Annotated in this window: 26 protein-coding genes and 1 tRNA gene; 13 read left to right on the top strand and 14 right to left on the bottom strand. The window is 32.8% G+C overall.

The genetic code is table 11. The features are described from left to right. Positions 1-92 precede the first annotated feature (92 nt). The 5 genes from Q0Q96_RS02765 to Q0Q96_RS02745 all read left to right on the top strand — a co-directional run bounded on the left by Q0Q96_RS02765 (position 93) and on the right by Q0Q96_RS02745 (position 4,864). Positions 93-3,119: a TaqI-like C-terminal specificity domain-containing protein gene (locus tag Q0Q96_RS02765; protein WP_293871460.1), complete on the top strand. Its 3,027-nt coding sequence runs from the start codon at positions 93-95 to the stop codon at positions 3,117-3,119. A gap of 142 nt (positions 3,120-3,261) precedes the next feature. Next, complete coding sequence (locus Q0Q96_RS02760; protein ID WP_293871459.1) at positions 3,262-3,591, top strand: type II toxin-antitoxin system HigB family toxin; 330 nt, start codon at positions 3,262-3,264, stop codon at positions 3,589-3,591. Positions 3,592-3,594: 3 nt separating this feature from the next. Continuing rightward, positions 3,595-3,951: a helix-turn-helix domain-containing protein gene (locus tag Q0Q96_RS02755; protein WP_293871457.1), complete on the top strand. Its 357-nt coding sequence runs from the start codon at positions 3,595-3,597 to the stop codon at positions 3,949-3,951. A 254-nt stretch (positions 3,952-4,205) separates the two neighbouring features. Continuing rightward, positions 4,206-4,502: a type II toxin-antitoxin system HigB family toxin gene (locus Q0Q96_RS02750; RefSeq protein ID WP_293871455.1), complete on the top strand. Its 297-nt coding sequence runs from the start codon at positions 4,206-4,208 to the stop codon at positions 4,500-4,502. Between the two features lie 2 nt (positions 4,503-4,504). Beyond that, on the top strand, positions 4,505-4,864 hold the full coding sequence (locus Q0Q96_RS02745; RefSeq protein ID WP_293871453.1) for a helix-turn-helix domain-containing protein: 360 nt from the start codon (positions 4,505-4,507) through the stop codon (positions 4,862-4,864). Between the two features lie 282 nt (positions 4,865-5,146). Here the strand turns inward: Q0Q96_RS02745 and Q0Q96_RS02740 are convergent. The 3 genes from Q0Q96_RS02740 to Q0Q96_RS02730 all read right to left on the bottom strand — a co-directional run bounded on the left by Q0Q96_RS02740 (position 5,147) and on the right by Q0Q96_RS02730 (position 6,751). Beyond that, a tRNA-Arg gene (locus Q0Q96_RS02740) sits at positions 5,147-5,220 on the bottom strand. A 51-nt stretch (positions 5,221-5,271) separates the two neighbouring features. After that, complete coding sequence (locus Q0Q96_RS02735; protein ID WP_293871452.1) at positions 5,272-5,427, bottom strand: SsrA-binding protein; 156 nt, start codon at positions 5,425-5,427, stop codon at positions 5,272-5,274. 100 nt (positions 5,428-5,527) lie between these two features. Beyond that, positions 5,528-6,751: an MFS transporter gene (locus tag Q0Q96_RS02730; protein ID WP_293871450.1), complete on the bottom strand. Its 1,224-nt coding sequence runs from the start codon at positions 6,749-6,751 to the stop codon at positions 5,528-5,530. A 210-nt stretch (positions 6,752-6,961) separates the two neighbouring features. On the opposite strand from Q0Q96_RS02730, the gene Q0Q96_RS02725 reads away from it, so the two are divergent. Both Q0Q96_RS02725 and Q0Q96_RS02720 read left to right on the top strand, forming a co-directional pair. Next, entirely contained in the window at positions 6,962-7,603 is a 642-nt protein-coding gene (locus tag Q0Q96_RS02725) for a TatD family hydrolase (protein ID WP_293871449.1), read from the top strand. A 66-nt stretch (positions 7,604-7,669) separates the two neighbouring features. Next, positions 7,670-8,389 carry a tRNA threonylcarbamoyladenosine dehydratase gene (locus tag Q0Q96_RS02720; RefSeq protein WP_293871448.1) on the top strand — a complete coding sequence of 240 codons (720 nt, stop codon included), beginning with the start codon at positions 7,670-7,672 and terminating at the stop codon, positions 8,387-8,389. A gap of 260 nt (positions 8,390-8,649) precedes the next feature. On the opposite strand, the gene Q0Q96_RS02715 is transcribed toward Q0Q96_RS02720, so the two are convergent. The 3 genes from Q0Q96_RS02715 to Q0Q96_RS02705 form a co-directional block, all read right to left on the bottom strand. Continuing rightward, positions 8,650-9,936, bottom strand: coding sequence for a deoxyribodipyrimidine photo-lyase (locus Q0Q96_RS02715; RefSeq protein WP_293871446.1), 1,287 nt, complete (start codon positions 9,934-9,936; stop codon positions 8,650-8,652). A 96-nt stretch (positions 9,937-10,032) separates the two neighbouring features. Continuing rightward, positions 10,033-10,731, bottom strand: coding sequence for an SDR family oxidoreductase (locus tag Q0Q96_RS02710; RefSeq protein WP_293871444.1), 699 nt, complete (start codon positions 10,729-10,731; stop codon positions 10,033-10,035). 46 nt (positions 10,732-10,777) lie between these two features. Beyond that, positions 10,778-11,245, bottom strand: coding sequence for an SRPBCC family protein (locus Q0Q96_RS02705; protein WP_293871443.1), 468 nt, complete (start codon positions 11,243-11,245; stop codon positions 10,778-10,780). A 134-nt stretch (positions 11,246-11,379) separates the two neighbouring features. Here Q0Q96_RS02705 and Q0Q96_RS02700 point away from each other — a divergent pair, with 134 nt between their 5' ends. After that, entirely contained in the window at positions 11,380-12,234 is an 855-nt protein-coding gene (locus Q0Q96_RS02700; protein ID WP_293871441.1) for a DUF2911 domain-containing protein, read from the top strand. A 180-nt stretch (positions 12,235-12,414) separates the two neighbouring features. On the opposite strand, the gene Q0Q96_RS02695 is transcribed toward Q0Q96_RS02700, so the two are convergent. The 3 genes from Q0Q96_RS02695 to Q0Q96_RS02685 all read right to left on the bottom strand — a co-directional run bounded on the left by Q0Q96_RS02695 (position 12,415) and on the right by Q0Q96_RS02685 (position 15,779). Next, positions 12,415-12,804 carry a hypothetical protein gene (locus Q0Q96_RS02695; protein WP_293871438.1) on the bottom strand — a complete coding sequence of 130 codons (390 nt, stop codon included), beginning with the start codon at positions 12,802-12,804 and terminating at the stop codon, positions 12,415-12,417. Between the two features lie 111 nt (positions 12,805-12,915). Beyond that, entirely contained in the window at positions 12,916-13,986 is a 1,071-nt protein-coding gene (locus Q0Q96_RS02690) for a proline iminopeptidase-family hydrolase (RefSeq protein ID WP_293871435.1), read from the bottom strand. 20 nt (positions 13,987-14,006) lie between these two features. After that, positions 14,007-15,779 carry an AMP-dependent synthetase/ligase gene (locus Q0Q96_RS02685; protein WP_293871433.1) on the bottom strand — a complete coding sequence of 591 codons (1,773 nt, stop codon included), beginning with the start codon at positions 15,777-15,779 and terminating at the stop codon, positions 14,007-14,009. A 114-nt stretch (positions 15,780-15,893) separates the two neighbouring features. Between Q0Q96_RS02685 and Q0Q96_RS02680 the strand changes: the two genes are divergently transcribed. After that, positions 15,894-17,819, top strand: a complete 1,926-nt coding sequence (locus Q0Q96_RS02680; RefSeq protein WP_293871431.1) for an LTA synthase family protein — start codon at positions 15,894-15,896, stop codon at positions 17,817-17,819. Between the two features lie 77 nt (positions 17,820-17,896). On the opposite strand, the gene Q0Q96_RS02675 is transcribed toward Q0Q96_RS02680, so the two are convergent. Together Q0Q96_RS02675 and pyrE are read right to left on the bottom strand one after the other, a co-directional pair. Next, a complete protein-coding gene (locus tag Q0Q96_RS02675; RefSeq protein WP_293871428.1) occupies positions 17,897-18,289 on the bottom strand; it encodes an SRPBCC family protein in 393 nt (130 codons plus the stop codon). Positions 18,290-18,412: 123 nt separating this feature from the next. Further along, complete coding sequence (gene pyrE, locus Q0Q96_RS02670; RefSeq protein WP_293871425.1) at positions 18,413-19,057, bottom strand: orotate phosphoribosyltransferase; 645 nt, start codon at positions 19,055-19,057, stop codon at positions 18,413-18,415. A 7-nt stretch (positions 19,058-19,064) separates the two neighbouring features. Here pyrE and Q0Q96_RS02665 point away from each other — a divergent pair, with 7 nt between their 5' ends. The 4 genes from Q0Q96_RS02665 to eptA all read left to right on the top strand — a co-directional run bounded on the left by Q0Q96_RS02665 (position 19,065) and on the right by eptA (position 23,637). After that, complete coding sequence (locus tag Q0Q96_RS02665; RefSeq protein WP_293871421.1) at positions 19,065-19,667, top strand: NUDIX domain-containing protein; 603 nt, start codon at positions 19,065-19,067, stop codon at positions 19,665-19,667. Between the two features lie 57 nt (positions 19,668-19,724). Continuing rightward, on the top strand, positions 19,725-21,068 hold the full coding sequence (locus Q0Q96_RS02660) for a DEAD/DEAH box helicase (protein WP_293871418.1): 1,344 nt from the start codon (positions 19,725-19,727) through the stop codon (positions 21,066-21,068). A gap of 348 nt (positions 21,069-21,416) precedes the next feature. After that, positions 21,417-22,130: a phosphatase PAP2 family protein gene (locus Q0Q96_RS02655; RefSeq protein ID WP_293871415.1), complete on the top strand. Its 714-nt coding sequence runs from the start codon at positions 21,417-21,419 to the stop codon at positions 22,128-22,130. Further along, on the top strand, positions 22,117-23,637 hold the full coding sequence (eptA, locus tag Q0Q96_RS02650) for a phosphoethanolamine--lipid A transferase EptA (protein WP_293871412.1): 1,521 nt from the start codon (positions 22,117-22,119) through the stop codon (positions 23,635-23,637). Before Q0Q96_RS02655 ends, eptA begins: the two co-directional genes overlap by 14 nt. Before the next feature lie 42 nt (positions 23,638-23,679). On the opposite strand, the gene Q0Q96_RS02645 is transcribed toward eptA, so the two are convergent. From Q0Q96_RS02645 to Q0Q96_RS02635, 3 genes are all read right to left on the bottom strand, one after another. Next, positions 23,680-24,888: a PAS domain-containing sensor histidine kinase gene (locus Q0Q96_RS02645; RefSeq protein ID WP_293871409.1), complete on the bottom strand. Its 1,209-nt coding sequence runs from the start codon at positions 24,886-24,888 to the stop codon at positions 23,680-23,682. A gap of 172 nt (positions 24,889-25,060) precedes the next feature. Further along, positions 25,061-25,522: a pantetheine-phosphate adenylyltransferase gene (coaD, locus tag Q0Q96_RS02640; protein ID WP_293871407.1), complete on the bottom strand. Its 462-nt coding sequence runs from the start codon at positions 25,520-25,522 to the stop codon at positions 25,061-25,063. A 79-nt stretch (positions 25,523-25,601) separates the two neighbouring features. Next, the coding region (locus Q0Q96_RS02635) for a D-alanine--D-alanine ligase (RefSeq protein ID WP_293871404.1) at positions 25,602-26,530 on the bottom strand (929 nt) is incomplete at its 5' end.

Here is a 26,530-nt window from a genome sequence, read left to right as displayed (position 1 = left end):
GGCAATTTTAGAAAATGCAATTGATTTGACAAACCACTAAATAAAATTAACGTTTTTCTTATCTTGGCACTTTCAAAAACAAATTTTCGTTTATGCCATTATTCCAAAATTCAGTTGTTACCAAACAATTACAAAGTCAAGATAAAACCAAATTGGTTTCTCAATGGAATGTTTTTGCAACTCATTTTCACAATCCAGCTATTCAAGAAAATATCCGCAGTAGTAAAGAAGAACAATACCAAGGCGAGTTTTTGATAGATTTGTTTGTAAACGTTTTGGGATATACCAAAAACCCAACCCCAAATTTTACGCTAACAACAGAATACAAGAACGTAAAAGACAGCAAAAAAGCCGATGGTGCAATACTCATAAATGATAAAGTTAAAGCCGTAATCGAGCTAAAAGGAACAAACACAACCGATTTAAACAAAATAGAAGTACAGGCATTTGGATATAAAAATAACCAACCCGATTGCGTTTATGTAATCACTTCAAATTTTGAAAAGTTGCGATTTTATATTGATAACGCAACCGAACATTTAGAGTTTAATCTTTTCAATTTAACAGAAAAAGAATTTGAATTACTCTATTTGTGTTTGGCTTATGATAACATTGCTAATGATATTCCAAAGAAGCTAAAAGAACAATCTTTAAGCAAAGAAAAAGATATTACCAAAGCATTATATACTGATTACTCACAATTTAAAAGCCAATTGCACCAAGATTTAGTAAAACAAAATCCTGGTTTTGATGCGTTGGAATTATTCAAAAAATCACAAAAATTATTAGATAGATTTTTGTTTTTATTCTTTGCCGAAGATAGACAATTGTTACCGCCAAACTCGGTGCGATTAATATTGAATGATTGGCGAGATTTACAAGAACGTGATGAGGTTGTACCGTTATACAGCCGTTTCAAAAAATATTTTGAATACCTCAACACAGGATTTAAAGGCAAACGATATGATGTTTTTGCCTATAACGGTGGACTTTTTAAACCCGATGCCGTTTTAGATAACATTGTCATCGATGACGAATTATTGTTTATACATACCGCTAAACTATCCGATTATGATTTTGCAAGTGAGGTTGATGTAAACATTCTCGGTCATATTTTTGAAAATTCTTTGAATGAATTAGACGAGATAAAAGCACAACTTGAGGGTGGAATAATTGACAAAGCAACCACCAAAAGAAAAAAAGACGGTGTTTTTTACACACCCAAATACATTACTAAATACATTGTTGACAACACTATTGGTAAACTTTGCATTGATAAAAAAGCCGAAATCAAAATAATTGAAGAAGACTATTTTACCGATAAAAAACGAACCAAAGTAACCAAACAACCATTATTAGAAAAACTAACAACGTATAGAAACTGGCTATTACAAATTACCATTTGCGACCCAGCGTGTGGTAGTGGTGCATTTTTGAACCAAGCGTTAGATTTTTTAATACAAGAACATCAATATATAGACGAATTAGAAACCAAAATAACAGGCGGAGGTTTTGTATTTCCTAATGTAGAAAAAAGTATTTTAGAAAACAACCTTTTTGGTGTTGATTTGAATGAAGAAAGTGTAGAAATTGCCAAACTATCGTTATGGTTACGCACCGCACAACCCAACCGAAAATTAAACGACCTTAACAATAATATTAAATGCGGAAACTCACTTATAAGTGATGTTGTCATTGCTGGAGAAAAAGCCTTTAACTGGCAAACGGCGTTTCCTAAAATATTTGACAAAGGTGGTTTTGATGTTATTATTGGAAATCCGCCTTATGGAGCTACTTTAAAATCAACTGATGTAAAATATTTTAGAGATGTATATTCAACTGTTATTGGACATTCAGAGGTTTATTATATTTTCACAGAAAAAGCAATAAAAACATTAATTAAAGAAAATGGATATTTAGGTTTTATTATTCCAAACGCTTGGTTATCTAATAAATATGCAAAGAAATTAAGAGAATTATTGATTGACGAAACCAAAATAGAAAAACTAATAAATTTCAATAAAAAGATAATCTTTGAAGATGCAAATGTTGAAACGGCAATAGTAATTTCAAAAATCAACCCTACAATTGATAATGTTGCTTTGGTTGGTCAGGATTTAGATTTATTATATGAATTCAAACAAAATGAATGGAAATCAAATAATGATTATCTCATCTCTTTTGCATCGGATAATACTATTGACAAAATCCTTAAAAAAATCAATTTAAGTGAATTTAAGTTAAGTGATAAATTAGACATTTCCAATGGATTTAAGCCATATCAGGTTGGTTATGGAATAAATCAAAACGGAGAACCTTTGAAAGATGAAGATGTAAAAAATAGAATTTATCATTCAAATACAAATGAAAATCAATTATTTAAAAACGAAATAAAAGGAAAAGGAGTTAACCGTTATAGTTTAAAATGGGAAGAAAGTTATATTAATTGGGGAAGTTGGTTAATGTCCCCGAAAAGCTCACATTATTTTGAACAACCTAAAATTTTAGTTAGACAAGTTATAAGTGATTATCTATTTGCTTATTTAGATAAAGAAAAATATTTTGCCGACCAATCATTATACGTCTGTACAAATTACAGAAATAAAGAAGAAGAAAGTTTAGAATTTTATCAATGTTTGTTAAACAGTAAATTATATGGTTTTTATTTCAGAAAATTTTATTCCGAAGAAGATGATTTATTCCCTAAAATAAAAGTGAATGAACTTAAAAATATACCTGTAAAAGATATTTCTAAAGAAAAACAACAACCATTCATAGAAAAAGCTGATTTAATGTTATCATTAAACAAAGAGTTACAGGAACAATCGCAAAAGTTTCAGAGAAACTTGCAAAGAGAATTTCAGTTAGAAACGTTGCCAAAAAAACTACAAGATTGGTATTTGTTGCCATATAATGATTTTGTAAAAGAACTCGAAAAACAAAAAGTAAAATTATCATTATCGCAAAAAGCCGAGTGGGAAGACTATTTTACCACCGAAGCCACAAAACTAAACACCATAAAAAACCAAATAAAAACCACCGACAAAGCCATTGATACGATGGTTTATGAGTTGTATGGCTTGAGTAAAGAAGAAATAAAAATCGTGGAAGAATCGTAGTTTTAAAAATGATGTGTAACGATTTTTATTCACGAACACCAAAAAAATAATAAAAAAGCGTGAGTAGATTGAAATAGTTGAAAAAAGTTAATAATATTACACTAAAGTTTGCAAATTGAAAACTTTATTTTATCTTTGACAAATGAAAGTCCTTGTTAAGAAAACATTACATTATTACATAGACAAATATCCAATTGCAGAAAAGCAAATAAACATTTGGCACAATGAGTTTTCAGAATTGGCTTTTAGCAATTTCAACGAACTAAAAAAAGTTTATGGAAATGCAAGTATTGTAAATAACAACAGAGTTGTATTTAATATTAAAGGTAACGATTTTAGATTAGTTGTTTCAATTAACTTTCTACAACAAACGTGTTATTTAATATGGTTTGGAACGCATAAAGAATATGATAGAATCAATGTTGAAACAATTGCTTTTGATACCAATATACTCAATTTTATAAAAAAATAAATTATGAACTGGAAAGTATTAAAAACCGAAGAAGATTATAACAAAGCATCTTTGCGACTTATGGAAATTTTCCACGCTGAACCCAATACACCCGAATTTGATGAATTGGACTTGTTGACTATTTTAGTTAAAGATTATGACGATAGACATTACCCTATGCCTGAACTTGATGTTTTGGAAGTTATCAAAATTAAAATGCAAGAAATGGGTATGAAAAATAAAGATTTAGAACCAATCATAGGAAGCAAAGGACACGTTTCTGCAATATTATCGGGCAAACGTGAAATTACTTTAAAAATGGCTCAAAAACTTAAAAATTATTTTGGTATTCCAGCCGAAGCATTTTTGCATAGTGCTTAAAGAAAATAGTTATGGGCAAATTTGGATTTTCATTTTCATTAAATAGATTGTTAGGTATAACACAAGCAAAACAACGATTTGCAAGAACAACAGGCATACCAACCACCAAAAACGGTATGCAACGAAAAATTGGTTCGAGTATTTGGAAACTGTTTTTTAAATAGAGAGAAAGCTAAAAATGTAAATTGTTTTGTTTTTTGTAATTATATTTTGTTTTTCAATAATTAGTAATATTTTTGTGTAAATAAATAAGTATGCGAATAGTTAGTTTCAAAAGAATAAAAGAGTTTTCAGAAAAATATAATGATGCTGAAAGCCCTTTAAGTCTTAAGTACTATACAGTAACATCAAAAGAATGGAACTCGTTAAACGATATTAGAAACGATTTTAATACCGTTGATTTTGTTGGTAACCATCGTTTTTTTTTTAACATAAAAGGCAATATTTATAGATTAGTTGCTATCATTTCATTTAACGCAAAAAAAGTGTACATACGGTTTCTTGGAACACACTCGGAATACGAAAAAATAAAAGACATTAAAAACATTTAGCTATGATACAAACAGAAAAAGAATACAACGCAATTGTAGAACGAATTGAAATTCTTATACAAAACTCTGAAAATATCGAAAACCAAGATGCACAAGGATATATTGAGCTAAATATACTATCTGAACTTGTGGCAAATTTTGAAGAAAATCATTACCCAATAAAAAAACCTACGCTTGTTGAAACAATGAAGTTAAGAATGTATGAGCGAGGTTTAAACCAAAAACGACTTTCGGAACTATTAGGAGTTAGCACGTCAAGAGTTAGCGAGTATCTAACCGGCAAAAGTGAACCACCTTTAAAAACAGCAAGAGATATAAGCCAAAAATTAGACATTGACCCAATGATTGTTTTAGGTATTTAATAAGACCATTTCAAACTTATGACAAAAGCAATAATTAAGTTTTTCAAAACTATTACGATAGTGAATATCATTACGAATTTGAGTTAAAATTTTCTGTTTATGATTTAATTGCTAGAGTAGGCATTTTAGCGTTGTTACTTTGGTGGTTTATAAAGTAAAAATGAAACATAATTATTGACAAAAAAACAACGTTTTTAATATTAGCAATACAAAAATCGTACAAATATTAAATTAATAAATCCTTAAACTACTGATTAAAAGTATATTTAAGGATTTATTTAGTGACCGCGGCTGGATTCAAACCAGCAACCTCTTGAGCCGTAATCAAGTGCGCTATTCAGTTGCGCCACGTGGCCTTTTTTGTGAGTGCAAATATAGCTAATACTATTAAATTCGCAAATGAATAGTTAAATTTTTTTTGAGATACTCAAAGCTCTCGCGGTAACATAATACCGCCACGCAAGGAGTGCTTTTTGCCATTTTTTGGCTTGCTCCAAATCCAATTGCTGCTTCGTGAAACTTGGTAATAAAACTTTGTTTACTTTGGCTAATAGTTTATACATCGTTTAAGATTTAGGTAATTTTCGTGTTTCCAATTTTAATTATTACTTCTAGTTTAAAGGCTTCGTACGTTATAATTTGTAAACAAATTTTCAGCATTGATCACGCTACTTTATTTTCCTTTCGAACCAAACGAAAAACCCAAATGCCCGAAAACATTCCCAGTATACCTAGCATTCCCATAAAAAACCAGTTCATTTGATACCCATAATAAGCTATAATTTCCATACCTACTTTAGCGCTTAAAATGTGCGCCAAACTAAAACTCATCGTATAAATAGCCATGTATCGCCCTTCATGACCTTTGGGAGCTCGACTTAATGCCACCGAGTTTGAAAATGGAAAAGCAAACATTTCACCAAAAGTCATGAACACCATCATAATAATTAGTATTCCAGCCCAAGTATTAAATAACAACAAAAATAAACTAATACCCATCAGCATACTTCCAGCGGCAACCACCTTGATTTTGCTTATTTTGTGATGCTCAACATAACTCACCAGCGGCATTTCTAGAAAAAAAATAAGCAAGCCATTCATCGTTAGTAATAATCCGGTTTGAAGCTCTGTTAAATTAAATTGCTCTTTGTGATACAGCGGAATAGTAGTAAACACCTGAAAAAATAATATACCAGTAACCAAGCATCCAAAAAGAAATATCCAAAAAGGTTTGTCTTTAAAAACCGAGTGTGTCAAGACATTATCAGGATTTTGTTTGTCAATAAATTTAGACTTCTTTTTCTCTTTTACCAAGATCCAAAAGATAACAATAGCACCAATGCACGTGCCTCCGTCTACCCAAAATAATCCTCCATAACCAATACTCATTATAATAAAGCCACCCAAAGCAGGACCAGCCGCAAAACCCAGATTTATAGCCAATCGGACTAGCGTTAAAGCACGCGTTCTATTTTCGGCTTTAGCGTACGCTCCAAGCGATACAAACATAGCAGGACGAAACATATCCGCAATAACCATCAGAACAAACATTCCTACACACAATCCAACGAATGTGGTAATCAATTGTACAAAAAACAAAAGTATACCCGTAGTGAACAAACTAAAAATCATGATTCTGTAAAAACCAATTTTGTCCGACAGTTTGCCGCCCAGCCAAGAACCAATGATAGAACCACTACCAAAACAAACCATAATCCAACCCACTTGGCTATACGAAAAATGCAAATCCTCTTTCAAATATTTCGAAAGAAAAGGCAACACCATCGTACCTGCACGATTTATAAAAGTGACAAGCGTAAGAATCCAAATTTCTCTCGAAAATCCTCTAAAGTTGTTGATGTAACGTCGAAAAGCAGTTTGAAGCATTGCTCAATAATTGATTAAGCAAATTTACATTGTTTTTTGAAGCTATTTCCAGCTATCCATTACAATCTTCTTAGTGCTTTACCACATCTACAGCAGTAAAGATGTTTTTACCAAAGCACTAAAAAGGATTTCCATTGCTATCTGGGCTAAAAACCTATATTAATTCCACAAAATTTGTCGTAATATTTAAAATCTGTCTTATTTTTACAAATGAATTTTTTCAACCTCCATACCCACACATTTACCAGCAATCCCGCCATCACAGAGATGGTCAATCAATATCCTTGGGAGTTCGATGCCAGTATTCCCAAGTATTCGATAGGAATTCATCCTTGGCACATCAACAAAGACCGCCTTGAGTCCGATTTACAAACAATAACCTCAAAATTATCTTCAACATCCTGTTTAGCAGTTGGAGAATGCGGATTAGACAAACGCAGCGTTGTGCCTATGGATTTGCAAATAGCCGTCTTCGAAAAACAAATTGCCCTTGCAGAACAGTTTCAAAAACCGTTAATCCTGCATCTCGTTGCCGCCTTTGATGAACTCATAATTATCAAAAATCGATTGAAAATAAGTGTTCCCATCATTATTCATGGTTTTTCAAAAAGCGAGCAACTAGCCCAAAAATTGATCGATAGCAATTTTTATCTCTCTTTTGGAAAATACCTGCTGCGCAATCCACAAGTAGAAGATGTTTTTAAAACAGTTCCCAACGACAGATTTTTTCTAGAAACCGATACGATTACAGAAACACTACAAGATGTTTATCTTTTGGCCGCACACATCAAAAAAATGACACTATCCGAAATGCAATATCAAATAAAGACCAATTGGGAGAAACTATTTTAAACCCTTTAAAACCAATAGCAAAAATCTAACATTTTGTTTATTTTTGCCACCACAACAACCCCCAGTATGAAAAAATGGCAAGAAAGAACAGCACTCTTATTTAAAGAAGAAGGCTTACAAAATTTACAAAATGCTCATGTTATGGTCGTCGGGCTTGGTGGTGTAGGCTCCTTTGCAGCCGAGTTTTTAGCGCGTGCTGGCGTAGGAACTATGACTATTATAGATGGCGATAGTGTAGATATTACAAACATCAACCGGCAATTACCCGCGCTGCACTCCACAGTGGGAATGCCAAAAGTTCAGGTTGTTGGCGACAGATTATTGGACATCAATCCAGACTTAAATTTGATACGCATCGAAGAATTTCTTACCCCCGATAGAGCCTTTGAAATCGTAGACAAAAAGTTTGATTACGTTTTAGATTGCATCGATAGTATCACACCCAAACTAAATCTAATCATAGCCTGCAAACGAAAAAGAGTAAAAATTATTTCAAGTATGGGTGCCGGCGGAAAAACAGAAGCAGCTAAAGTAAAAATTGCAGACATCAATAATACCGCACAATGTCATTTGGCAAAAACAATCAGAAAGCGTTTAAAAGCACATAAAATAGACAAACTAAAAGTAGTTTTTTCATCTGAAATTCAGGACGAAAGCAGTCTAAAAATGACCGATGGCACCAACTACAAGCGCTCTTTTTACGGAACAAATAGTTATATGCCCGCACTTTTTGGCTTGTACGCCGCAGAAACCGTCATCAGATATTTGCTCAAAAAACCCGATTAGTTCAAAAGGAGAATTCAATAGTTATTTTAACAGCCCCAATTCATAAATTAAATCTTACAATATAAAAAGGACATTTTTTTTGTACGAAAAGTATATGGTAAATTGCAAAGTATGCTGAACCCCTTTTTTTAAACAAAATATCCAATTAAATTAAGATAATTTTTTTTAGGTTTCTCGGGTAAAATTTGAGATTACTTACTAGCAGATATTGTCATCAAAGATTTTAACGAATAAAATTATGAAAAAATAAGGAATTTTAATTAACCAACAGCCGTTTTATAAACCTTCAAACAGCGTTCTCGTGCTTCTTTATGATCTACAATCGTCGCAGGATATGCTTCAGTTGAAAACTCGGGAATCCATTTTTTTACGTAAACCAGTTCTTTATCAAACTTTTTTATTTGTTCGGTAGGATTAAAAATTCTAAAATAAGGCGCAGCATCAACGCCGCTTCCTGCCGCCCATTGCCAGTTTCCAACATTACTGGATTGTTCATAATCCAGTAATTTGATGGCAAAATAAGTTTCACCCCAACGCCAGTCTATTAATAAGTGCTTGCATAAAAAACTTGCCACAATCATCCGCACGCGGTTGTGCATGTGTCCAGTAGCATTAAGTTCGCGCATGCCCGCATCCACAAAGGGATAACCCGTTTGACCATCACACCATTTTTGAAACATAACTTCGTTGTTGTCCCAAACTATAGCGTCATATTTAGATCTAAAACTAGCATTAATCGTATGTGGAAAGTGCCACAGTATTTGCATAAAAAACTCACGCCAAATGAGTTCTTTCAAAAAAGTTTCATTGTTACTTTCCAATGCTTTTATAACCATTTTTCGGACAGAAACGACACCAAAACGCAGGTAGACTCCTAAAAATGAAGTTTTATTCAATGACGGAAAATTGCGAGTAGCTTCATAATTGTCTATCAAAGAAGTAGAAATATCAAAAGGAGTAACCTTGATTACAGAATTTTCAAAACCAATGTCAAACAAACTCAAAAAAGGGTAGGAGTGATGCGTTATATTCGAAAGTAATTCTTCTGATTTGTAATGTATAAATGGCGACTTTTTTAAGTTTTCTTTCCATTTATTCGAATACGGAGTGTACACTACATATGCCGTTCCATCATCTTTAACGACTTCATTTTTTTCAAAAATAACCTGATCCTTACTTGTTTTAAATGCGACCTCATATTTTTTGAATAAAAGGTTTAATTCCAAATCACGCTTGCGCGCGTAAGGCTCATAATCGTGGTTTGTATACACAGTTTTGGTATCGTTTTCAGAAAGGAATTTTTTGAATATTTCTTGAGGTTCTCCATAAAAAACAGCCAATGATTTCCCTATTTTCTGCAGTTGGGCTTGAATTTTTTCTAATTGTTTATGGATGAAGCCCACTCGGGCATCGTCTTTGGGTAATTCAGAAAGTATATTTTTATCAAATATAAAAATCGGCAGTATTTCTTCACCACTTTGTAAAGCGTGAAACAAGCCAACATTATCCTCTAATCGCAAATCACGTCGAAACCAAAATATATTCATTTTTTTTATTTAAAAATAAGATAAAAGATAAAAATTGTTATAATTAGTTTGATTTAAAAGGATGTCTATTTTAAATGAAAACCAACTAAAACTAATTTAACCATTAACAAGTAAGCTAGACATCCCACCGTCTACATGGAAAATTTGACCCGATATCCAGGAGCTTTTATGGTCTAATAAAAAACTGGCCATTTGCGCAATATCTTGTGTAGTTCCCACCCGTCTTAAAGGATGACGCAACCCTGATTTGTCTTTTTTTTCATCATTGTTCAAAAATTTGTCTGCTAATGGTGTATCAGTTAAGGACGGCGCAATTACATTCACTCTAATTTTGGGAGCATATTCAGCAGCCAAAGCTTTAGAAAAACCTTCGATAGCACCCTTTGCCGCAGCTACACTAGTATGAAAAGGCATTCCCATGGTTACCGCTACAGTACTAAACAAAACAATACTTGATTGCTCTGAAGCAATAAGTTTAGGTAAAACACTTTGAACAACTTTAACCATCGAAAAAAAATTAACGTGCATATCACTTTCAAAAGTTTCTAATTTAAGTCCTCGAAAAGGTCTTAAATTTATACTTCCCGGACAATATACCAATCCATCTAAAACTTCGGGTAAAGTAGTTAGATCTAAAGAATCTGTGGTAGCATCAAAAGGAATGTGAACAACGTTTAAATTTGCTAAATTTTCATGGGTTCTAGAAGCAATAAAAACTTTGTGATATTGTTGTAATTCTTTTGCTAATTCGTACCCAATCCCGTAGGATCCTCCAATTAATAGTATGTTTTTCATTATTTTGTTATTCTAAAGAACGAAGTAATTTCATCCTTCAATTAATTTACGATTTAAATTCTCCAAAAAGTTCAATTAGTTTTGCTTCACGAAAATCAAAGATTTCTTTAAGCTTTGGTTTTACCAAAAACGGATGTACCATTTGCCCAAGAATGCCCATAGGAACTTTATAATCTACGATGTCTTCCATTTCAACGCCACCCGGAATTTCTTTTAAAAAGTGTTTGTGATGCCACAAAGCATAGGGACCAAAACGTTGTTCATCAACAAAATATTTTTTGTCTTGCACGTGGGTAATTTCAGTAACCCATTTCATCGGAATTCCTAAAACTGGCGTAACAATGTATTGAATAATTTGTCCTGCAAACATTGCTTTTTCATCTCCCGAAAGGGTTTTGAAACCCATATAACTGGGTGTAATTACCTTTAAGTTTTTTGGATTTGATAAAAAAACCCAAGCCTCTTCAAGGCTGATAGGTAATTTTTGTTTTGTATGTAAAGTGTAGATTTTCATATTAAAATTTTTCAAAGATATAATTTATTGTTTAATAAAAATGATAATAAATTAAACAAAATATATTTAGGTTATTCTTAACATTTACACATTTGTAGTATTTGTAAATTTGAAAAATTATAAAAAACAAACTCATGAAAAAAATTATTTTTGTATTAACTTCAATAATTGCTACTTATGTGCTGAATGCACAAGTAAAAACCCCGCAGCCGAGTCCGCACGCTACCCAAACGCAAGTTGTTGGTTTGACTGATGTAACCATTGATTATTCAAGACCAGGTGCTAAAGGAAGGATTGTCTTTGGCGATTTGGTGCCTTTTGGTAAATTGTGGAGAACTGGCGCCAATGCCAATACTACAATTACTTTTAGTGAAGATGTAATTATTAAAGGTAAAACCCTCAAAAAAGGAAAGTATGCATTGTATACGACACCAAAAGCAGATATGTGGGAAGTTATTTTTTACACAGACTCTGACAATTGGGGAACTCCAGATAATTGGGATGCTAATAAAGTAGCTGTCTTGATAAATGTTGACCCAATAGCACTCAATAATTTCGTAGAATCATTTACAATCACTATTAATAATTTGACCAATGATAGCGCAACACTAGATATCGCATGGGAAAAAACAATGGTTTCTTTAAAGTTTGAAGTTCCAACGCAAAAAACGGCCATGGCAAGTATTGATAAAACTTTGGCTGGACCAGCAGCTGGTGATTATTTTTCGGCTGCGCAATATTTTTTTCAGTCTAATGGTGATCTAAATAAAGCATTAGAATACGTAAATAAAGCGCTATCGATGGTAAAACCTGGCGAAGATATTCCGTTTTGGCAGTTGCGTCTAAAATCATTGATACAAGCTAAATTAGGCGATAAAGCTGGTGCTATTATTACGGCAAAATCATCATTGGCGGCAGCAGAAAAAGCAAAAAATAACGATTACGTTAAAATGAACAATGACAGTATAAAAGAATGGACTAAAAAATAATTCTGAATTTAAAATAAGTAATTGAATATGCTCCAATAAGTTAGACACTATTTGGGGCATTTTTATGGAAAGAAAAGTTAAGTATGATTATGCATTTAGTGAAGAATGTGGAAAATTGTAAATAGTTACCATAAAAAAACTCGCTAAAAAGCGAGTTTTAATACTAATAAATTCTAAAACTTACTTCATTTTTCCGTTGACCGATGCGATTGCACCACCAACTGCAGCTGCCATAACAATTGAAATTACAACTCCAATGGCTATCACTTTGTAATTGGGTGTTAGTGTAGATTCATTGGCAAAGAAGCCCGAAATTAATCCTTGGAATAATCCAATAATGGCTCCCGCTTTTAATCCAGTTGTCAAATTGGTAATAGAGGTGAGTCCTGTGAAAAGATAAGAAATAAAGAAGCCAAAAGCAAAACATCCAGCTGTAATCATTCCCATATTCATGGTGCTATCATTCATGGGGAAGGTATCTTTGAAAATCATACCATAAAATAGCCATCCCAATAGCCAATCCACAATTCCTCCGACAATTCCACCGACAATAAATTTCTTTAAATTCATAATTTATATTTTTTATTGGTTAATACTATAAAAGTATCTAATATTAAACAATTGTTAAATTTTAACATAATAAATTATTAACTATTTAAAAATCAATATTGTTAATAACGTTTATTGCAACTGATGACTTTTTTGTTTTTTGAAAGTACCATTATTTACGTCGTTTAAAAAGCTAATTACTCCGGGGAAATAATGCAGTTGATCATCATATTGTGAACAATGACTTCCGTTAGGACAATATAAAAAGCGACCATTTTGAACTTCATTCGAAATCCATTCCATGTGTTTAGGATCCATAGTGTCATATTTTGAACCAATTACTAATGTTGGAATGGTTAAAGTTTTTAGTCGTGCAGTTACATCCCAATTTTTCAAAGTAGCATCACCGGTAATTCCAAATTCGCTTGGACCTTGCATATAAACGTACACGTTAGGGTTCAAATGTTTAAACGCTCGGTTTATAGATTCTGGCCATTGCTCAATTGGTTTTCTTAAGATGTGTTCCGAATAATAATATTTAAAAAGGATTTCCATATACTTTGGATTTTTATAATCCTTGTTTTTTTCGAAGGTTTTTATTTGGTCAAATATTTCTTTCGGAAGTTGTGGTCCTAAAACATCTTCGGCATATTTATTATAGGCGGGAGCATTTGCCATCATGTTGGAAATGATTAATCCTTTCAGGTTTTTTTGGTATTTTAAGGCATATTCCATGGCAAGAATTCCTCCCCAAGATTGTCCCATCAGATAAAAGTTAGAATTATCTAGTTTCAATGCTTTGCGGACTTGTTCTACTTCTTCTACAAAGCGTTCTGTCGTCCACAAGCGGTTGTCATTAGGTTGGTCGCTGTAGTAAGAACCCAATTGGTCGTAATAAATATATTCAATACTTTCTTGAGGAAAATAACCGTCTAACGATTCAAAGAATTCGTGCGTTCCGCCTGGACCACCGTGTAGCAAAAGAACTTTTATTTTTGGGTTGTTACCTACAGTTTTTGTCCAAACATTAAACGTACCAATAGGAGTAGAGATTGGAATCATCTTGATACCTCCTGTGGATTGGTCATCTCTTTTAGAAAAATCAAGATAACGCTCTTTTATTGTATCTACTGGTTTGTTTTCTTTGCAGCCCGAAAATAAAATTACTAGGAACAAGCTGCTTACAAATATTTTTATTTTCATGGGTAAATTTTTTTAAGGTTTTAATTATATATTTTTTGGTACAAATTTTTATACTTTTCCATCACAACTTTGCGCTTTAATTTCAAAGTAGGCGTAAGCTGTCCGCCATTAATCGACCATACTTCTGGAGTTAGTTCAAAACGTTTTATTTTTTCCCAATTGCCAAATTTTTCATTGATTCTTTCTACTTCTTCTTGAATTCGCTTAATAACTTGGTCATTCGAAACAATTTCTTCATTGGTTTTACCAATAATGATGTGATGTCTTTTTGCCCATTCCTTAACAAAATCAAAATTTGTCTGGATAAAAGCTGCTGGCATTTTTTCGCCATCCCCAATCACCATAATTTGTTCTATAAAATGCGATTGTTTCATAGCGTTTTCAATTATTTGAGGTGCAATGTATTTTCCTCCCGAAGTTTTGAACATTTCTTTCTTCCTGTCGGTAATTTTTAGAAAACCTTCCGAATCTATCTCGCCAATATCCCCCGTATGAAAAAAGCCGTCTTTGATTACTTCGTTCGTTAGGATTTCATCTTTGAAATAGCCCATCATTACGTTGGGACCTTTGCAAAGAATTTCACCATCAGTGGCAATTTTTATGGTCACATTTTGAATTACTTTTCCAACGGTACCCACTTTAAATCCGCTATTTCTAACATCGTTAACTGTAATGACAGGAGAGGTTTCAGTCAAGCCATAACCTTCCATAACAGGCATTCCTGCTGCGGCAAACACTCTAGTAAGTCTAGTTTGTAAAGCAGCACTACCCGAAACCATTACCGTAAGGTTGCCTCCCAAACCTTCTTGCCATTTGGTAAAAATTATTTTGCGAGCTATTTTTAATTGAATTTCATACCAAAAACCATTGGTACCATAAGGTTCGTAATGCAGTCCTAAATCGATTGCCCAAAAAAACAGTTTTTTCTTTATACCGGTTAATTCCGCTCCTTTAGCATATATTTTATCATACACTTTTTCGAGTAATCTTGGCACTACAGAAAAAACGGTTGGCTTTACTTCTTTGATATTATCAGAAAGTTTATCAATAGATTCTGCAAAATAAATCGACACCGAATAATATTGATAGATGTACAAAATTACGCGTTCAAAAATATGACAAATAGGAAGAAAACTCAAGGCAACACTCGCTCCTTCTTCGAAAGGAATTCTTGGCGAACTATCCAGCACATTGGATACGATGTTATTGTGAGATAGCATAACTCCTTTTGGTTTTCCTGTGGTTCCAGATGTATAAATTATTGTGGCTAAATCTGTTGGTTTAACATTATTTTTTCTTTCTTCAACTACATTTTGATTTGTTTCATCAGCACCTAACTCTAGTAATTCTCTCCAATTTTTACAACCTTCTAGATCATTGAATGAATAAACTTCTTTCAAATTACTTAAATTGTTTTTAATCAGATTTACTTTTTTGAGTACTTCATCATCTGATATAAAACAGTATTTAGATTCACAATGACTTAAAATATATTCATAATCTTCTTCGGAAATAGTGGGATAAATGGGTACATTTTGAGCACCAATTTGTAATATTCCAATATCCATAATATTCCATTCGGTTCTATTATTAGAAGAAATAATGGCAATTTTATCATTGGGTTGAACCCCTAATCGTAGCAATGCTCTCGAAATGGTGTTGGCTTTATTTATATATTCTTGAGTAGAGGTGGCAATCCATTTGCCGTCATATTTGGTAACAAAACAATTAGGAATATTATTTTTTTCAAGCTGGTAATAAGGAAAGTCAAAAAGCCTTGTAATTTGAATCATTGCTTAAATTTTAATGCAAATTAATTAATATTAGTCTTATTCACAATATTAATTTAAAATATAAAAAAGATAGGTCTTAAATATGTAGTTTTGTCACTTTTAATTTTACTTTTAATGAATAAATACCCAAGATTTCAGGAGTATAAAGTAGTAGCTTACAGAATTTTATTGGCTTACGCTTTTTATTTTGTGGCAAGAGTTTTATTTTATTTTTACAATAGCTCTTTAATAAAAGTTGGCAGCTTTTCTGATTTTCTAAAACTGTGTTTTCACGGATTGGCTTTTGATACTACTGCCATAATATATGTAAACGGGTTGTTTATTTTGCTGTCTATTATTCCTATACTGTTTAACACCAATAAGAAGTTTCAGAAGTTTTTATTCTATTTGTATTTTGTCACCAATTTGCTTGCGTATGCTACTAATTTTGTTGACTTTATTTATTATCGGTATACCTTCAACAGAAGTACCATAGCTTCCCTTGATACCCTTGAAAATGAGAATAATAAGATGCTTTTGTTTTTTGATTTTGTAATCCATTTTTGGGATGTCTTTCTATGGTTCTTTGTACTTGCTTTTTTGTGGATTTATTTATACAAAAAGATTAAAGTGCAGCACAAGACAGAAACCCCTACTTTAAAATACTTTGGATTTTCTACTGTAACATTTCTTATAATTGTGACCCTTTGTATCGGTGGCATACGCGGTGATTTTAAGAAAAGCACTCGGCCAATTAATATTTTAGACGCTAGCCGATTTATAACCAATATTTCGCAATCAAATTTGGTTTTGAACACACCATTTGCTCTTATCAGAACGTGGGATACGAATTCTTTCAAGAAAGTAAATTTTGTTTCCAAATCACAAATAGATAGTTTAGTAGTGCCGATAAAGCATTACAATAATAATCCCGCTGCCAAACTCAATATTGTTATTTTTATAATAGAAAGTTTTGCCCGAGAATACAACGGTGCTTTCAATAAAGGAACAAAAATCCCGAATTATAAAAGTTATACGCCATTTGTAGATTCGTTGGCGCAACACAGTATGATTTACCCAAATGCTTACGCCAATGGATACAAATCAATTCATGGAATGTCCTCTATAATTGCAGGAATACCATCGTTTGAAAATGCTTTTACCTCCTCACCGTATCCACAACAGAAAATTGAGTCGTTGGTTTCTACCTTGAAAAGTGAGGGTTATGACACGTCTTTTTTTCATGGTGCACCCAATGGTTCTATGGGTTTTCTTGGTTTCGGAAACATTTTAGGTTATGACCACTATTATGGTAAAACAGAATACAATAATGATGCTGATTTTGATGGAGTATGGGGGATTTGGGACGAACCTTTTTTACAATATTACAACAAGATTTTGTCACAAAAAAAACAACCTTTTATGGCCACACTTTTTTCTGTTTCTTCGCATGAGCCATATAAAGTCCCCGAGAAATACAAAGATAAGTTTCCAAAAGGCACCGCTAATATTCATGAAAGTATTGGCTATACAGACTATGCTTTAAAACAATTTTTTGCTGCTGCAAAAAAACAACCTTGGTATAAAAACACCATTTTTGTGATGGTTGCCGATCATTGTAATACGATTGCTTATGACGAATACCGTAAAGAATTTAATAAAAATACTGTTCCAATTTTGTTCTTTTCTCCCAACGAAAAATACGTTGGCATAAACAATGAGTGGGCACAGCAAATAGATATTTACCCAACACTTTTAGACATGATTGGCTATCAAAAACCTTTTAGAAGTTGGGGTCGAAGTTTACTAAACGAAAAAAAAGTGCCACCATTTGTTGTGAAATATGGCACTAATGTTTATCAATTTATGAGTGGTGATTACATTTGCATTTTCGACGGAACAAAAGCAACGGGGTTTTATGATAAAAACGATAAAGCGATGGAGCATAATTTAATTTCGAAACGAAATGCAATTATGGATTTACTAGAACTTCGTTGTAAAGCCTTTATTCAGGATTACATGGAACGCATTATTGACAGACGATTGACGACGGTTAAATGATTGATGACAGACGATTTAAGAGTTCATATTTAACAAAAATTTTGACTTCAAAAAATCAAAAATCAAAAATCATCAAACTATAACTTCCCCATATTTTCTGCCAAAGTCTCAATAAACTTTGAAATCGGTCCTTTAATCATCATCGCCATCATTGGGTTAAATTCTCCTTCAAAATGCAATTGAACTGCACTGGACGTATCAGAAACTGAATCAATATTGGCAGTTAAGGTAAAAGGCAATTTATCACTTGCCGCAGATAAAACTACTTTTGAGTTTAGAGTTTTCTCTTTCATCTTCAGTTTAATTTCGGGCATGCCTTTTAAGCCAAAATTGAAAATATCATCACCCAAAACTTCAAATTTTGCAATGTTTTCGGGCATCAGTCTTTCATAGCTTTTCACATCAGATAACGCCTTAAATAAATATTCATCTGATTTTTCTACAGTAACTTTTGGACTTTCAAGGGTCATGTTTAAATGGTTATTTGGTTATTTGTTTTTTATTAGAGGAGAGATAGTAGACCACTAGTTAATAGATGAAAAAGTCTATCTTCTATAATTTGTCTATCCTCTATCGGTCTATTATCTGTTATCTCATTCAACGTTCCAAGTCGACGGGCTTTCTCTCCATTCCTGCAAGGTTTTCAATTCTTTTTCGGTGATATAATTTTTGGCTAAAGCCAAATGCAACAGCGTTTCATAGTTACTCAATGTCTTTAAATCGATAGTCGCTTTTTTGAAGTTTTCTTCTGAAATAGCAAATCCATACGTAAAAATAGCGACCATCCCTTTGACTTGTGCACCAGCTTCTTTTAAAGCTTCAACAGCCAACAAACTACTGTTTCCTGTGCTTATTAAATCTTCAACAACTACAACATTTTGTCCTTTTTGCAGAAACCCTTCCACCTGATTTTGTCTTCCGTGTTTTTTGGGTTCTGGGCGAACGTAAACGAAAGGTAATCCCATATATTCAGCGACCAACATTCCAATCCCAATAGCTCCAGTTGCAACTCCAGCAATTACGTCGGGTTTGCCAAATTCTTTCTCAATGTACTTGGAAAATTCTTCACGCACAAAATTTCTTATCGCTGGGAATGAGAGAATAAGACGATTGTCACAATAAATTGGAGAATTCCAACCCGATGCCCATGTAAAAGGATTTCTTGGATTCAATTTAATTGCATTTATTTGTAAAAGCAATTCGGCTGTTTTTTCGGCTGTGTCTTTATTAAAAATCATAGTACAAATGTATAAAGTTTTTGTCAACGATAAACCTCTTTTTTTAACCAATGAAATCGAGAAGGAAACCGATTTTCAGTTGTTTTTGCTAGAAAGTATTGATATTGAGCAACTCATCATCAAAATGTTTCAGAACAAAATTCAGAAAGCTTCTTTGTACTATCCAGACGAAAAAGCCATTCTAAAAAAACTAAAAGAAAAAATTCCAGTTTGCAAAGCCGGCGGCGGTTTGGTTTATAATAAAAATGGAGCCGTTTTGTTCATTTTTAGAAACGGAAAATGGGATTTGCCCAAAGGAGGCATCGAAAAAGGAGAAGCACTTGAAGATACTGCCATGCGCGAGGTAGAAGAGGAAACTGGCGTTGGTAAATTATCTATCACAAGAAAACTTCAAAAAACGTATCATGTTTTTAAACGCAACGGGAAATACAAATTGAAAGTCACGCATTGGTTTGAAATGCAAACTACTTTTGAAGGAACACCTTTTCCTCAAGCTAATGAAGGCATTGCAAAAGCAGTATGGCTCAAGCCAGAGCAAATAAAAGAGGTGTTGAAAAATTCGTATGAGAATATAAAATTATTGTTTGAAGAAGAAAAGCTACTGAAATAAAATTCAGAATTCACTGTTCACAATTCATAATTGATTATTTGGCTTTACCTTTGCCTAATGACAAATCACCATCATTCTACCAATTTATTACTGAATTTAGGCATTGACAGCTTAAATGAAATGCAAGTTGCTGCTCAAGAAACTATCCTTGACAATAACAATGTTTTATTGCTTTCGCCAACAGGTTCGGGAAAAACATTGGCTTTTTTATTGCCAATATTTGAATTATTGGATGAATACCAAGCTGGAGTGCAATGTTTGATTTTAGTTCCGTCAAGAGAATTAGGATTACAAATTGAGCAAGTGTGGAAAAAAATGGGCACTACTTATAAAGTCAACGTTTGTTATGGTGGCCATTCTATAGAAACTGAAATCAAGAATTTATCAAATCCACCAGCGGTTTTAATAGGAACTCCCGGAAGAATTGCCGACCATATTGATAGAGGAACGTTTAAAGTTGACCGAATTCAAACTTTAGTTTTAGATGAATTTGACAAATCATTGCAATTGGGTTTTCATGAGCAAATGTCATTTATCATTGGTAAATTATCAAAACTCAATAAGCGCATATTAGTTTCTGCAACTGCTGGCATTGAAATTCCAAAATATACTCGGGTTGTAAATCCAACCGTTTTAGATTTTCTGCCTACAGATGAAGAGAAAGTCAATCTCTCTATGAAAATGGTAATCTCAAAAGAGAAAGACAAAATAGGAAGTTTGTTCAATTTGATTTGTTATTTAAAATCGCAGTCGGCTTTAATCTTTTGCAATCATCGTGATGCGGCAGAAAGAATTAGTGACGCTTTAACCGAAAAAGGAATTTACGCCACGTATTATCACGGCGGAATGGATCAAGACGAGCGGGAACGCGCTTTGATTCAGTTTAGAAATGGTACTATGCCTTATTTGGTCACGACAGATTTGGCTGCACGAGGTTTAGACATCCCCGAAATGAAGCACGTTATTCATTATCATTTGCCATCAAAAGAAGACGAATTCACGCATAGAAACGGACGAACCGCTCGAATGTTAGCTTCGGGAACCGCTTATATCATTGCACATGAAAGCGAAAAAAAGCAAGAGTACATCGATTATGTCATGCCCGTTTTAAAACTAGATGATGCTACGACCTTACCAAAACCACCCGAATTTCAGACAGTTTACATTAGCGGCGGCAAGAAAAACAAGCTCAATAAAATTGACATCGTTGGTTTCTTTTCACAAAAAGGAAAACTCGAAAAAGAAGATATAGGATTGATAGAAGTCAAAGATTTTATTTCGTTTGCTGCTGTGAAATTCAAGAAAGTAAAAGAGCTGCTTTCAAACATTCGTGACGAAAAAATGAAAGGCAAAAAGTTTAAGATTGAAATAGCACGAAAAGTGGTTAAAAAAGTGGAGTGAATAGTAGCAGTATACAAGAGTTACAATGATAATCTTTCTTACTTCGATTGTATTTGTTTTTAAAACTTTTCGGTACATTTGTCAATAATAGTTTTAAAAAATTAGATGTTCACAAGCTATTGCGTTATGTGATTTTTAACACTTTTCAAGTCATTTATTAGCCAAAATAAAGTATAAAAATAACAGTAAATGTTAAATAAATTTATGAGCGTAAATCGGGAAACAAATAACAATTTTAATACAAATGTTATTGTTAATTATTCAAAACTGAAACCAACTTTATTTTTTTTACCAATACTTTTACTAGTTGCAATTGTTGTATTTCTTTATTGTCAAGGCTCTTTAAATGTGACGAACTACATAGAAATTCAAAAAAATTGTTTCTTTTTTATTAACTCCAAATTATCACAATTCCCAACTCTAATTTATAATCTCACCCAACTGGGAGACGCACTTATTTTTTTATCGTTCTTAACAATTTTTATAGTATATGCGCCCAAAGTTTGGGAGTGCTTACTATCAGCATTGTTGGTTTCGGTTATATTTTCGAGTTTACTAAAAAACCTATTTGCAGTACCAAGACCTGCTGCGGTGTTTGATACAACTTCTTTTACAATTATCGGAAAAACTTTGTCTGGACATAATAGCTTGCCATCGGGACACTCTATTACCATGTTTACTATACTTACTGCGCTGCTTTTTGGCTTGATGCCTAAAAAGTTACCTAATAAAATTTTATGGTGTTTTTTTATAATCAGCACAGGAATTATCTTAGTGTTTACTAGAGTAGGTGTTGGAGCACATTATCCGCTCGATGTTACAACGGGTAGCATTATCGGATATATCTCGGGTCTTATAGGTATTTTCATCAGCCGAAAATATAAAATCTGGAATTGGATCAACCAAAAAAAATATTACCCTATTTTTATTGTATTGTTCCTAATATCTTGCCTGGTTTTAGTCACCAAAATAAGGCATGAAAACCTGATTATATTTTATTTTTCGTTCATCAGTATAGTGATTTCACTAATCAAAATCAGTACTATTTATGCTAAAAAATAATTTAAAAATAACTCATTTTGTTCTACTGATGAGTGTGCTAAATTTTTTATTCTTTCATTTCCCATTTTACTCTTTTGTTTTTAATAACATTGATTATAATAGTATTAACGGAATTTTTCTGGTTGTTAGTCTAATGATTCTGATGTTGGTTTTGAATGCTTTTGTTTTTTACCTGATTTTTTTTCTGTCACGGTACCTTGGAAAATTTTTGTTGGTCTTGTTTTTTATTATCAGTGCACTTGCGGTGTACTTTATTAATACTTACGGTGTGATAATAGACGAAAGTATGATTGGCAATGTACTCAATACTAAATATGGAGAAGCGAGTAGTTTTTTTTCGATGAAATTAGTAACTTATATCATTCTGCTTGGGTTTCTTCCGTCTATTTACATCATTAAAGTTAAAATAATCAACACAACATGGAAGAAGTTTTTAATCACCACATCGCTTACCTTACTATTTATTTTAACTTTAGTATTTGCTAATGCCACCAATTGGCTGTGGATTGATAAAAATTCAAAAACATTAGGTGGACTTGCGATGCCTTGGTCATATTCAGTAAATCTTTCGCTTTTTTATGTTCATCAATACAAAAAAAATGAAAAAGAAATTTTATTGCCAAATGTTACTCTCAAAGATAACAAGAAATCGGTTGTTGTTTTAGTAATTGGAGAATCGGCAAGAAGCCAGAATTTTTCTTTGTATGGATACCATAAAAACACTAATCCGCTGCTTTCCAAAACACCAAATTTATTTCATTTTAAGGCAAATTCTTGTGCCACATATACTACTGCAGGCGTAAAAGGTATTTTAGAATATAAAAATACAGACGAGTTGTATGAAATTTTGCCTAATTATTTGTACAGAAATAATGTAGAAGTTATTTGGAGAACCTCAAACTGGGGAGAACCACCCGTTCATATAAAAAATTATCAAAAAAGAGAGAACATTATACCCAAATGTCAAGGTGATGACTGCAATTACGATGAAGTTTTGCTGAACGGATTAAAAGAAGAAATTCAAGCCAGTAAAAAAAATAAAATACTGATTGTATTGCACACTAGCACAAGTCATGGACCAACTTATAGTAAGAAGTATCCGCCTAATTTTGAAATTTTTAAACCCGTTTGTAATAGTGTTGAATTAGGAAAATGTTCTCAAACAGAACTTATAAATGCTTACGACAACACCATAGTTTATACGGATTATTTTTTGCATCAAGTTATAGAAGATTTAAAACAATTGAAGGAGTATAGCAGTACGATGATTTTTGTTTCGGACCATGGAGAATCTTTGGGAGAAAATAATTTGTATATGCATGGCTTACCTATTAGTATTGCTCCAAAAGAACAATATGAGATTCCTTTTATAGTCTGGGTATCCGATAGTTCTCAACAACTTAAAACTTATAAAACCGTATCTCAATACCATGTTTTTCATAGTGTTTTACATTTTTTAGGGATACAAAGTGCCATATATAATGAGGAAATGAACATCTATAAATAAGAAATTTTTTCAAAAAAAATAGTAAAGGATTTCAACTAATTTTTATCTAATGATGCTCTGTTTTTTATATTTGGACAAGAAATCATCTTCCTTGCAACTTATGGTTTTTTTGGAAGGTTTAGTAATCGGAAGCGTAAAAAAGAAAGAAGTTCCCTTTCCCACTTCACTTTCAACCCATATATAACCGTCATTTTTTTCTAAAAAACCCTTTACCAATAAAAGCCCGATGCCCGCTCCTTTGTTTTCTTCTACAGCTTTTGAAAGTGATTTTACTTGAGGTACAAAAAGTTGCTCTTGCACATCTCTTGTCATGCCGATGCCATTATCTTTTATTTCAACAATTAGTCTATTCTCACTTTGTTTTGCTGTTACTGTAATGTCACCCCCTTGGTGGGAATGTTTAATCGCATTGGAAACTATATTTTGAAGAATGGAAAGTAACATTTTTTGATCGACAAAAACATGATAATTTGCTTCAATTTCATTGCGCATATTGAGCGTTTTGAGTGCTGCGGTGTCTTTTAAAGATTCAAAAACTTTTTTCACATAAGGAGCCAATTCAATTTTAGTAGGAACAAAGGCTTCGGCGGCATACTTTATTCGTGCCCATTCCACGAGATAATCTAACATGGCTAACTCGTTGACTACAGAATTATAAAACTCTTCCAACAAGTCTTGTGTAAAGACTGTATCTAAATTACCGAAATTAGTCTTTAAATAATCCGCACCTTGTATAATTCCAGCCAACGGGCTTCTTAAATCGTGCGATAAGATGGCAAGTACACTTTCCTTATGATTGTTTAAGTCTTCTAAATCTTTTGCATATTTTTCTATCGCGTCTTCCGATGATTTTCGGGCTGTAATGTCTTTTAATATTTTCACATATCCAATTACAACGTCATCTACGTCTTTCAGTGGAAATACTAAACCATCAGCAAAAAATGTTTTTCCGTCTTTGCATAAGTGCCAACGTACATCAACGGATCTACCATCTTTTAAAGCAGTATCAATTTCATATTTTGGAACTCCTTTTTCTTTATCTTCATTTGTAAAGATAATCTCAAAAGGTTTGCCAATAATCTCTTCGGTATCGTATTTAAATATTTTTGTAGAACCCGAATTCCAACTGTTAATCTTAAGATCTTTGTCGACCGTAAAAATGGAGTAATCCTGTAAACTGTCAATAATTTGGCTATAAAATTCAGTACTGGGGATGTAATGTTCTTTTAAAACTTTGGTATTATTTTTCATTAGATAGCGTTTAAGAATCCTAGTTTTTAATACTAAAATCCACTAACAAATGTGGCTATAAGAATGGTATTTGTGTTACACTATTATGGCTAATTGTTATACTATTTTCTATCTTTTTAATACATAGATTTTAAACGTATTTTGTGGTGTAGCTCCAAAATTTAAGTGCAGACTACTTTGTTACTACCACACTTTCTGGTACTAAAACAGAATAATCACCACCGTTTGTTATTACATCACGAACGATACTCGATGAAATATAGGATGTTTTTGATGCCGTTAAAAGAAATACCGTTTCGATTTTTGACAACTTTCTGTTAGTGTGCGCAATGGCTTTTTCAAACTCAAAATCGGCAGTATTCCTCAAACCACGCAAGATGAATTGGGCATTCATTTTTAGGCACAAATCAATGGTTAAACCTTCATAAGTAATCACCGAAACTTTGGGTTCGTTTTTAAATGATTCCTCGATAAACTTTTTCCTTTCTTCGAGTGAAAACATATATTTTTTTTCGGCGTTAATACCAATGGCTACAATCACTTCATCAAAAAGTGAAATGCCACGTTCAATAATATCAAAATGTCCCAATGTGATTGGATCAAACGAACCAGGAAATACTGCTTTTCTTGTCATTTTGTTGTATGTTATAAGTTGTGAGTTTAAGGTTAAAAGCTGCTCGTCCGACATCTAACAACCAACAACGCTCAACTTTTTATTTTCTCCAAATAGGTTTCCTTTGTAAAGCTAAACTAATTTCGTTATCTAACAAATCGCTCATCAAAATAGCAGCATGTGCAGCTTGTTGCGGAAAGATACTTTGTGGCGACAATCCCGGATTGGTATTGATTTCGATAAAATGTGGAATTCCATTCATGATAATAAAATCACTTCGCGAAAAACCCGTCATGTTTAAAGAGTCGTATACTTTTTTTGCCATTTCTATCACCAAATTTTCGAGTTCTACTGAAATTCTGGCGGGAGTAATTTCCTGTGATTTGCCTAAATATTTGGCTTCATAATCAAAGAAAGCATTTTGAGATAAAATTTCGGTAATTCCTAAAACTTTTGTTTTTCCGTTAAAATTTAAAACACCAACAGATACCTCGGTTCCATTCAAATACGATTCAATCAAAATATCGTTGTCTTCAGCGAAAGCAATTTCTAAAGCTTTGGGTAAATCGTCTAAAGTGGTAATCATGGAAACGCCTAAACTGCTTCCGGACTGGTTTGGTTTTACAAAAAAAGGCAACCCTAATTCGGATTCAATTGCCTTCCCATCAATGGTTTCTCCCTTGGTTATATAAATGGAGTTAGCTTTAGGAACATCAAATTTTGAAAGCACCGAAAGCGTATCTCTCTTATTAAAAGTCAGACTCGATTGGTAATAATTGCATCCTGTATAAGGCAATTCAATAAGTTCCCAATACGCTTGCAGGTGACCATCTTCGCCGGGAGTTCCATGAACGGTGTTTACCGCAACATTAAATTTTACAGTTTGATTGTCTTTAAAAAATGAAAAATCGGCTTTGTTGATAGCGAATTTTACACCCGCTATTAAGCAATACCATTCTTTTTTGAGTATATGAACTTCAAAAGCCTGATATTTTGTGTTGTCAAGATGATTCAGGATTAATTGACCAC

It is taken from the genome of Flavobacterium sp., from assembly GCF_025352015.1.
Lineage (GTDB): Bacteria > Bacteroidota > Bacteroidia > Flavobacteriales > Flavobacteriaceae > Flavobacterium.
This window is presented reverse-complemented; position numbering and strand designations above follow the sequence as displayed.

Bases quoted from the DNA above. Each gene is read 5' to 3' on its own strand.
- Q0Q96_RS02715 (WP_293871446.1), bottom strand. From the start codon at position 9,936: ATGAATATATTTTGGTTTCGACGTGATTTGCGATTAGAGGATAATGTT.
- Q0Q96_RS02730 (WP_293871450.1), bottom strand. From the start codon at position 6,751: ATGCTTCAAACTGCTTTTCGACGTTACATCAACAACTTTAGAGGATTT.
- Q0Q96_RS02695 (WP_293871438.1), bottom strand. From the start codon at position 12,804: ATGAATTTAAAGAAATTTATTGTCGGTGGAATTGTCGGAGGAATTGTG.
- Q0Q96_RS02665 (WP_293871421.1), top strand. From the start codon at position 19,065: ATGTATAAAGTTTTTGTCAACGATAAACCTCTTTTTTTAACCAATGAA.
- Q0Q96_RS02755 (WP_293871457.1), top strand. From the start codon at position 3,595: ATGAACTGGAAAGTATTAAAAACCGAAGAAGATTATAACAAAGCATCT.
- Q0Q96_RS02690 (WP_293871435.1), bottom strand. From the start codon at position 13,986: ATGAAAATAAAAATATTTGTAAGCAGCTTGTTCCTAGTAATTTTATTT.
- Q0Q96_RS02720 (WP_293871448.1), top strand. From the start codon at position 7,670: ATGAAAAAATGGCAAGAAAGAACAGCACTCTTATTTAAAGAAGAAGGC.
- Q0Q96_RS02760 (WP_293871459.1), top strand. From the start codon at position 3,262: ATGAAAGTCCTTGTTAAGAAAACATTACATTATTACATAGACAAATAT.
- Q0Q96_RS02710 (WP_293871444.1), bottom strand. From the start codon at position 10,731: ATGAAAAACATACTATTAATTGGAGGATCCTACGGGATTGGGTACGAA.
- Q0Q96_RS02685 (WP_293871433.1), bottom strand. From the start codon at position 15,779: ATGATTCAAATTACAAGGCTTTTTGACTTTCCTTATTACCAGCTTGAA.
- Q0Q96_RS02725 (WP_293871449.1), top strand. From the start codon at position 6,962: ATGAATTTTTTCAACCTCCATACCCACACATTTACCAGCAATCCCGCC.
- Q0Q96_RS02645 (WP_293871409.1), bottom strand. From the start codon at position 24,888: ATGAAAAATAATACCAAAGTTTTAAAAGAACATTACATCCCCAGTACT.
- Q0Q96_RS02675 (WP_293871428.1), bottom strand. From the start codon at position 18,289: ATGACCCTTGAAAGTCCAAAAGTTACTGTAGAAAAATCAGATGAATAT.
- Q0Q96_RS02705 (WP_293871443.1), bottom strand. From the start codon at position 11,245: ATGAAAATCTACACTTTACATACAAAACAAAAATTACCTATCAGCCTT.
- Q0Q96_RS02745 (WP_293871453.1), top strand. From the start codon at position 4,505: ATGATACAAACAGAAAAAGAATACAACGCAATTGTAGAACGAATTGAA.
- pyrE (WP_293871425.1), bottom strand. From the start codon at position 19,057: ATGATTTTTAATAAAGACACAGCCGAAAAAACAGCCGAATTGCTTTTA.
- Q0Q96_RS02660 (WP_293871418.1), top strand. From the start codon at position 19,725: ATGACAAATCACCATCATTCTACCAATTTATTACTGAATTTAGGCATT.
- Q0Q96_RS02735 (WP_293871452.1), bottom strand. From the start codon at position 5,427: ATGTATAAACTATTAGCCAAAGTAAACAAAGTTTTATTACCAAGTTTC.
- eptA (WP_293871412.1), top strand. From the start codon at position 22,117: ATGCTAAAAAATAATTTAAAAATAACTCATTTTGTTCTACTGATGAGT.
- Q0Q96_RS02750 (WP_293871455.1), top strand. From the start codon at position 4,206: ATGCGAATAGTTAGTTTCAAAAGAATAAAAGAGTTTTCAGAAAAATAT.
- Q0Q96_RS02765 (WP_293871460.1), top strand. From the start codon at position 93: ATGCCATTATTCCAAAATTCAGTTGTTACCAAACAATTACAAAGTCAA.
- Q0Q96_RS02680 (WP_293871431.1), top strand. From the start codon at position 15,894: ATGAATAAATACCCAAGATTTCAGGAGTATAAAGTAGTAGCTTACAGA.
- Q0Q96_RS02700 (WP_293871441.1), top strand. From the start codon at position 11,380: ATGAAAAAAATTATTTTTGTATTAACTTCAATAATTGCTACTTATGTG.
- coaD (WP_293871407.1), bottom strand. From the start codon at position 25,522: ATGACAAGAAAAGCAGTATTTCCTGGTTCGTTTGATCCAATCACATTG.